General features: G+C 65.4%; 7 protein-coding genes. 5 read left to right on the top strand and 2 right to left on the bottom strand.

The features are described from left to right. The first annotated feature begins 111 nt into the window (after positions 1-111). The 4 genes from J0M27_RS19040 (at position 112) to J0M27_RS19025 (ending at position 5,456) form a co-directional block, all read left to right on the top strand. On the top strand, positions 112-297 hold the full coding sequence (locus J0M27_RS19040) for a hypothetical protein (RefSeq protein ID WP_294995541.1): 186 nt from the start codon (positions 112-114) through the stop codon (positions 295-297). Then, positions 297-1,634: a multiheme c-type cytochrome gene (locus J0M27_RS19035; protein ID WP_294995538.1), complete on the top strand. Its 1,338-nt coding sequence runs from the start codon at positions 297-299 to the stop codon at positions 1,632-1,634. Before J0M27_RS19040 ends, J0M27_RS19035 begins: the two co-directional genes overlap by 1 nt. After that, positions 1,634-2,254 carry a hypothetical protein gene (locus tag J0M27_RS19030; RefSeq protein ID WP_294995535.1) on the top strand — a complete coding sequence of 207 codons (621 nt, stop codon included), beginning with the start codon at positions 1,634-1,636 and terminating at the stop codon, positions 2,252-2,254. Before J0M27_RS19035 ends, J0M27_RS19030 begins: the two co-directional genes overlap by 1 nt. 397 nt (positions 2,255-2,651) lie before the next feature. Next, positions 2,652-5,456, top strand: coding sequence for an EAL domain-containing protein (locus J0M27_RS19025; protein ID WP_294995532.1), 2,805 nt, complete (start codon positions 2,652-2,654; stop codon positions 5,454-5,456). A 78-nt stretch (positions 5,457-5,534) separates the two neighbouring features. Here J0M27_RS19025 and J0M27_RS19020 read toward each other — a convergent pair whose 3' ends face one another. Together J0M27_RS19020 and J0M27_RS19015 are read right to left on the bottom strand one after the other, a co-directional pair. Further along, positions 5,535-6,164 (bottom strand): DUF4126 domain-containing protein, encoded by a 630-nt coding sequence (locus tag J0M27_RS19020; RefSeq protein ID WP_294995529.1) that lies wholly within the window; start codon positions 6,162-6,164, stop codon positions 5,535-5,537. An 89-nt stretch (positions 6,165-6,253) separates the two neighbouring features. Continuing rightward, positions 6,254-6,394, bottom strand: a complete 141-nt coding sequence (locus J0M27_RS19015; protein ID WP_294995526.1) for a hypothetical protein — start codon at positions 6,392-6,394, stop codon at positions 6,254-6,256. A gap of 91 nt (positions 6,395-6,485) precedes the next feature. On the opposite strand from J0M27_RS19015, the gene arsS reads away from it, so the two are divergent. Further along, positions 6,486-7,484 carry an arsenosugar biosynthesis radical SAM (seleno)protein ArsS gene (arsS, locus tag J0M27_RS19010; protein WP_294995523.1) on the top strand — a complete coding sequence of 333 codons (999 nt, stop codon included), beginning with the start codon at positions 6,486-6,488 and terminating at the stop codon, positions 7,482-7,484. The last annotated feature ends 3 nt before the right edge of the window (positions 7,485-7,487 follow it).

The following is a 7,487-nucleotide window of genomic DNA, read 5'->3' as shown; positions in this document are numbered from 1 at the left end:
CGGCCGCCGCGCCGCGCGCACGGTGCTGGCCGAGCGGCGCCTGGCCGACTGGAATACCTGGCGCGCCTGGCAAGCGGCGCCGCAGCCGCTGATGACAACGAGGCTGGCGACATGAGGCGTCTTGCTTTCCTGCCCGTGACGCTGGCGACGCCGGCCTGGGCCCACGTTCACTCGGTCAATTTCGATTTCTTCTGCACCACGAACGAAACAATGCCCGGCCTGACGCTGCTGCCCTTCCTGCTGCTCGCCGGCATCGGCATTGCTCGCGCCGTCGCCCGCCACCGCCGGGATCGCTGATGTCCCGGCGCTGGCTGCTGATCCCGGTGCTGCTGTCGCTGGCCGGCATCGCACTGGGCATGGTCTGGGTCGACTGGAGCAAGGGCGGCGCCGGCAGCGGCCTGTACTCGCGCGAGTGGCAGCCCGACCCGGTGCAGGGCTACTGGGACCCCGACCGTTTCTACCAGCCGGTCGTTAGCGTCGAAGGCGTGTTCCCAGCCGCGGAATGCATCACCTGCCACGAAGCGCTGACGCCGGGCATCGTCGCCGACTGGCGCGACAGCCGCCACAGCAAGCCGGCGAATCGCGCGCCGGTGGCCTGTCCGGATTGCCATGGCGCCGACCACCAGAAGCTGCGCATGCCGACGCCCAAGGTATGCGCGGAATGCCACGCCGTGCAGCACGACGCCTTCCAGTCCGAAAAGCAGTACGGCTTCCCCAGCCACGTGCTGGCCATGGAGCGCGCCACTGACAGCAAGCATTTCGCCGACAAGCCCAAGGCGGAAACCACGGCCTGCGTGCAATGCCACTCGGTGGCGACCAAGTGCGATTCCTGCCACACCCGCCACCGCTTCGAGGCCGCCGAAGCCCGCCGCGCCGAGGCCTGCACCACCTGCCACAGCGGTCCGCCGCACCCGGACGACGAGACTTTTTACGGCTCGGCGCACGGCAAGCGCTACCTCGCCGACGCCGCAACGACCGACTGGAGCAAGCCGCTGCGAAAGGGCAACTACCTGACGCCGACCTGCGCCTACTGCCACATGCGAAACGGCCAGCACGTCGTTGCCGACAAGTCGATCTGGCAATTCGGCCTGCGGCAGGTGAATCCGAACACCGCCGAGAACAAGGTCAAGCGCGAACGCTGGATCGAGGTCTGCACCGATTGCCACGACGAGGACTTTTCGCGCCGGCAACTGAACGAGTTGGATCGCGAGCGCACCCAGGCATGGCATGGCCTCAACCGTACCGAGCGTCTGCTGCGCGAGCTGAGGAGCGAAAGGGCCATCTACCCCGCCGCCGGCGAGCGCCCGCCCTACCCGACCGACTGGATGGATGCCTGGTTCCCGAAGGAACGCATCGGCTTCTTCGAGGGCCAGGCTTCGAGCTTCTACAACGTCTCGCCCATCGAGCGCGACTATTTCGAGATGTGGTATTTCGCCAACCTCGGCGCCTACAAGGCCTCGGCCCACGGCGCGCCAGCCTTGGTCAAGGAAGGCCACGAAGCCCTGGCCCATGCCGAGAAATCCATCGCCACCCAGGCCGGGAACCTGCGCGCCAAGGCGCGAGGCCCACGGCCCGACCCGCGCCCCTTGTGGACGGAAGGCGAGTACACGGCGCACAACAGGAAGCACAACTGATGCGCGCCCTGGGCCTGTTCCTGTTGTGGATCGTCGCCCTCCCGGCTGCCGGCAAGCCTTGCGTCGACTGCCACGCCGGCGCGGCGGAGCGCAGTTGGGCGCTGTCCAAGCACGGCGTCATTGCCGGGATCGAAGCCGGCCGCGAGCGCCGGCGCGCGCCGGACTGCGCCACCTGTCACCTCGTCGAAGCCAAAGCGCCGACCGCGCAGCACTACTCCGCCAAACGCACTCGGGCGCAGGCGCGCGAAGCGGCAATGGAGAGCTGCCGCGCCTGCCATTCGCCGCGCTACGCGACCGAGCAGAATGCCGCCGCGCAACGCGGGCTGGCGATCGGCGAAATGAAACGGCGCGAAGCCGAGGCACTGGTGGCGGTGGCGCGCACGGAAATCTCCGGCGAGGAACTGGCGCACATCGAGAAACTGTTCGCGACGCTGCGCGACGGGAACCTGCGCGACCTGCGCCTTGGGCTGGCCCACCAGTCGCCCGACTACCAGTGGTGGCTGGGGCAGGCCGCGCTCGACGGCAGCCTGCTGCGCATCAAGGGCGCGCTGGGCGAATCCCGTCGCCTGCGACAGCAATCGGGCGCTGCCGCCGGACCCGGATCGCCTCGCGCGCGCTAGCGCAAGTCGACCCCGTTTCCTACCTAGGCGCGTCCCACGGCATCGTACGCGTAGCCACGGGCAACGGTTCTGGACAGCGCCGCAATACAGCCATTTGGTTGAAATCCGTGACATTTCTCCTGTCCCGGGGCTGTAGCGGCGGGTAGCATTTTCTTCAAGGACTCCGGCTCCGGCTCGTGAATTCAACCGACGCAGGATGACGTCATGGCCGAATTTGCCGCGTCGACGTTTCTTGCACGCCACGAAATTGATCGCACCAGAACCCTTCCGCCAACCCAATGGATCGTCAGTCGCTCCGCTTGTCCAGCACCGTACGCTTCGCCACCGAACTTCGCCATGGTTCCGCCCAGGCCGAGTCCGGGTCGCGCGGCGCACGGGTGCCGAACGCGCCGGCCGGATGGCCAAGCGAAGTTTCGCCGCGATGAGCTTCCTGAGTCTCAAGTCGAAGCTGACGCTATTCACCGCCTTGCTGTTCGTCAGCACGGTGATAGTGCTCGCCTACAAGCTTGAACGGGAAGTGCGTGGCGAGTTCCAGTCGGTGCTGGAAGCCGCGCAGTTTTCCAGGCTGCATCCGATCGCGGAGAACATCGAATCCGCCGCACGGGAACGCCTGGCCTTCCTCGCCGGAACCGCCGACCGCATCAATCCGCGATGGCTCGGGGACGCCGTCCAGCTCGATCGATTCCTCGCCGAACACCTGCCGCCGTCCGGCATGTTCGGGGGCGGCCTGATGATTTTCGCGAGCAACGGAACGGAACTCTCGCCCCGCGTTCGGCACGATAGCCCGCCACTGCCTGCGCTTGCCGCGACGCTGTTGGTGCGCGACGTCGTCGATCGCGGCATCGCGCTCGTCGGCAAACCCGCATCCGGCTCTTCCGGCGCCCGGCCGGAGCTGATGATGGGCGCCCCGATCCGCGATGAAAAGCAACGCGTCGTCGCCGTACTGGTTGGCGCCATCAGCATCCAGAGCGACGATCTGTTCGGCAAGGCCATCACCGGACGACTCCGCACCGAAGAAAAGCTTCACGTCGCCTCCCTGCGGGACAATGTCTTCGTCGCGTCGACCGATCCCGGCCTGATACTGAAACCCCTGCCGCCCAGGGGAATCGACCGCATGTTCGACCGCTACCGCGACGGCTTTGTCGGCTTTGGCGTGGCGCCCGATTCGAGCGGTGTCGAGCAGTTCAGTTCGGCGATGCGGATACCGAGCACCGGCTGGGTAGTGTTGTCGAACCTGCCGACCCGAGTCGCCTTCGAATCGATCGACTCGATACGGGACAAGATTCAGTTCGGCGCCACGCTCTCGTCGCTGCTGATTCCCTTCCTGCTCTGGCTCTACCTCAACGGCCAACTGAAACCCCTCAGCCGCGCAGCGAACACGCTCGATGAAATGACCCAGGGCCACAGGGAGCTGCAACCGCTGCAGGCTGACGGAAGCAAGGAAATCCGGCGCCTGCTGCACAGCTTCAACCTGTTGCAAACCCACATCGGCCTGCAAAAGGCCTCGCTGCGCGACAGCGCGGAAAAACTGCGCCTTTCGGCCAAGGTGTTCGAAAGCAGTTGCGAAGGGATTGTGATCGCGGACGCCGAGATGCACATCCTGTCCACCAACAGCGCCTTCACGCGCATGAGCGGCTATCGTGAAGACGAAGTCAGCGGCAAGACGATGCACCTGCTGAATGCCACGCGGAGCGATCCCGAAATGCTGCGCAGGATGCTGCATGAACTGACGGATGCCGACAACTGGCAGGGCGAAGTACTGCATCAGCGCCGCAACGGCGAAACCTACCCGGCCTGGCTCCATGTCAGCGTGATCCGCGATTCCGGGAACCGACCATCCAACTACATCATGGGTTTCCTCGACATCAGCGACCGCAAGCAGGCCGAGGCCCGCATTGAGTTCATGGCTTACCACGACCCACTCACCGGCCTGCCGAATCGGCGCCTGGGAATAGACCGGCTGAACCAGGCCATCGCCTACGCCGACCGGGCCGGCAGCAAGACGGCGTTGATCTTCCTCGACCTCGACAACTTCAAGACCATCAACGACTCCTTCGGTCACGCTGTTGGCGACCTGCTGCTGAAAGCCGTCGCAAGCCGCCTCGGCGAATGCATGCGCGACTGCGACACGATCTGTCGCCAGGGCGGTGACGAATTCCTGCTGGTGCTCGGCAACGTGCTGAACACCGATGCCATTACCGCCGTCACCGAAAAGCTCCTCGACGCCCTCGCGGCCACCTTCGAGATCGAGGGCAACGAATTATCTACCTCGACCTCGATCGGCATCGCAGTGTATCCCGACGATGGACGCGACATCGAAACCCTGCTCCAGCGCGCCGATACCGCGATGTACCACGCCAAGGAAACCGGCAGGAACGCCTACAGCTTCTTTACCGAACAGATGAACATCGACGCCGTCGAACACCATCGGATACGCGTCGGATTGCTGCACGCCCTGCACCGCGGCGAATTCCGCCTCAACTACCAGCCCCAGATCGACCTCGCGACCGGTGCGGTGGTCGGCGCCGAGGCGCTGATCCGCTGGAACCACCCGCAACGCGGTGAGTTGGCGCCGGACCAGTTCATCACGGTCGCGGAAGACAGCGGACTGATCGTACCGATCGGCGACTGGGTACTGCGCGAAGCCTGCCGCCAGGCCGCCGCGTGGCGCAGTTCGGGGCTCCCGCAATTGGTCGTCGCCGTGAATGTGTCGGCAATCCAGTTCACCCGCGGCGACCTCGAAGCCAGCGTGCGGACGGCGCTCGAGGAATCGGGCCTGCCACCCGCCTGCCTCGAGCTCGAACTGACGGAATCGATCCTGATCCAGAATACCGAGCAAGTCCTGCAAACCGTGCAGCGCCTGAAATCGCTGGGCGTCATGCTTTCGATCGACGACTTCGGCACCGGCTACTCCAGCTTGGCCTACCTGACCCGCTTCAAGGTGGACAAGCTGAAGATCGACCGGTCCTTCGTCTGCGACATGGAGAACCAGCCGAACAACGCACTGATGGTGCGCGCCATCATCCAGATGGCCGCCAGCCTGAACCTCAAGACCATTGCAGAGGGCGTCGAGGACGAAGAACTGGTCGCCTTCCTGCGCAATCAGCACTGCGAAGAAGCGCAGGGCTTCTATTTCTCCCACCCGATGCCGGCGGTCGAGTTCGCCGATTACCTCTTGCGCGACCAAGCCATCGCGGCCTGAACGGCTGCGCCACCGGCGGGCACCGGTTTCAGCGCCCGGTTCTGAAGAGTCGGCGCTGGCGCAACGGCAAAAAGGAACTCAGGGATTGCTTCCCGCGCTCCAGCGCGGCAACGACAGGCGGTTGATCAAGGCCATGATTCCGCGCCAGAGCCGTGGCAAGAGCCAGACCATCAGCGCCACCATCAGCACCAACAGGCCCAGCATCACCCAAGGATGGGCGAACATCAGCCACAGTCCGGTCAGCACCACGACATCTTCGCCAGTCGAGGCGGCGATGTTGCTGAAGGGCTCGGGCGAAGTGTTGATCATGGCGCGCGCACTGGCCTTGGTGAAATGGGTGCCGGCTGCCAGCGTACCGCCGAGCACCGCCATCGCCGTCTGCCATTCGAGGCCCTGACCGCCAAACACCATTGCCGCCAGCGCGGCGCCGGCGGGAACGCGGATGAAGGTATGCACCGTGTCCCACGCGCTGTCGAGCAGGGGAATCTTGTCGGCAAAGAATTCAACGAACAGCATCAGCCCGGCGGCGCCGAAGACCAGCGGATGCTGCAGGATACGCAGGCCCGGGGGCAGTTCCGCTATGCCCAGGTAGCCGACCATGCCGACGACGAAGATCACCGTGTAGAGGCGCAGACCCGCCGCCCAGCCGAGGCCACCGGCAAGGGCCAGCAAGCCCGCAAGATCCAGCGGCAGGTGCGATACGTCCATGGGTGCTCCGTCGGTCCGGCATCAGGTCTACGGCGCCACTATATAGCGCGGAGCGCCGGCACTTCAAGCAATTCCTTGGAGACTCCCTGTCACGCTTGGCGTCCCAGATACACCGGCTTGGGCCTTGCCTTGAAAGCGCGGATGCCCTCATGGTAGTCATGGCTGGCGTAGACGATGCGGCGCAGGCCCTGCACTTTCTCGAAGTCGCGCGGGCAATTGCGGACGTCCACGATAGGGGCATCGCGAAAATATTTCCCGACTACCGTAAGCAACCGCTGGCGCGGGCGACTAAGCCATAATGCCTGCCTACCGGAGACCCCCATGCACGCCACCCTGCCTCTGCTGCGCCAGACCGATTTCCCCGCCCTCAAGCGGCGCGCACTCGACACGCTGCAAGTCAACCTCGGCTACCGATGCAACCAGAGCTGCGTCCACTGCCACGTCAATGCCGGCCCCAAGCGCACGGAGGAAATGACCGCTGAAACCATCGATGCGGTGATCGACTTCATTGCCGCCAGTCCCGGCGTCGCGACGCTGGACCTGACCGGTGGCGCGCCGGAACTCAACCCGCAATTCCGCCGTCTGGTCATCGCGGCGCGCGCGCGCGGGCTGCGCGTGATCGACCGCTGCAACCTGACCATCCTGGAGGAGCCCGGTTTCGAGGACATGGCCGCCTTCCTTGCCGCCCATCGCCTGGAGATCGTCGCCTCGCTGCCCTGCTACCTGGAGGAAAACGTCGACCAGCAGCGCGGCAAGGGCGTGTTCGAGGCCAGCCTGTGCGGCCTGCGGCAGCTCAACGCGCTGGGCTATGGTGCCGACGGCAGCGGGCTGCTCCTGAACCTGGTCTACAACCCGCAGGGCCCGAGCCTGCCGCCACCCCAGTCCGCGTTGCAGGCCGCCTACAAACAACACCTCGGCGAAAAATACGGCGTCGTCTTCAACGAACTGTTCACCCTGGCCAACATGCCGATCCAGCGCTTTGGCAGCATGCTGATCTCCAAGGGGCAGTTTAATGCCTACATGACTACGCTGCGCGCCGCTCACCGCGACGAGAACCTGGCGCAGGTCATGTGCCGCAGCCTGGTCAGCGTCGACTGGCAGGGCTACCTCTACGACTGCGACTTCAACCAGCAGCTCGGATTGGCGATCGCGGGCCCCGCCGGCGGACGTCTGCACATCAGCCGTGCCAGCGCCGCCGCGATGGAGGACGGTGCGATCCGGATCGCGAACCATTGCTATGGCTGCACCGCCGGCCAGGGTTCCAGCTGCGGCGGCGCGCTCGGCCACGAAACCGCTCCGGCACCAAGCTGCGCGGGCTGAGGC

This window comes from Sulfuritalea sp. (genome assembly GCF_017302275.1).
In the GTDB taxonomy this organism is placed as follows: Bacteria; Pseudomonadota; Gammaproteobacteria; order Burkholderiales; family Rhodocyclaceae; genus Sulfuritalea.
Note: the sequence above shows the minus strand (reverse complement) of the source record. Positions and strands in the feature narration are given on the sequence as shown.

Bases quoted from the DNA above. Each gene is read 5' to 3' on its own strand.
- J0M27_RS19025 (WP_294995532.1), top strand. From the start codon at position 2,652: ATGGCCAAGCGAAGTTTCGCCGCGATGAGCTTCCTGAGTCTCAAGTCG.
- J0M27_RS19040 (WP_294995541.1), top strand. From the start codon at position 112: ATGAGGCGTCTTGCTTTCCTGCCCGTGACGCTGGCGACGCCGGCCTGG.
- arsS (WP_294995523.1), top strand. From the start codon at position 6,486: ATGCACGCCACCCTGCCTCTGCTGCGCCAGACCGATTTCCCCGCCCTC.
- J0M27_RS19035 (WP_294995538.1), top strand. From the start codon at position 297: ATGTCCCGGCGCTGGCTGCTGATCCCGGTGCTGCTGTCGCTGGCCGGC.
- J0M27_RS19030 (WP_294995535.1), top strand. From the start codon at position 1,634: ATGCGCGCCCTGGGCCTGTTCCTGTTGTGGATCGTCGCCCTCCCGGCT.
- J0M27_RS19020 (WP_294995529.1), bottom strand. From the start codon at position 6,164: ATGGACGTATCGCACCTGCCGCTGGATCTTGCGGGCTTGCTGGCCCTT.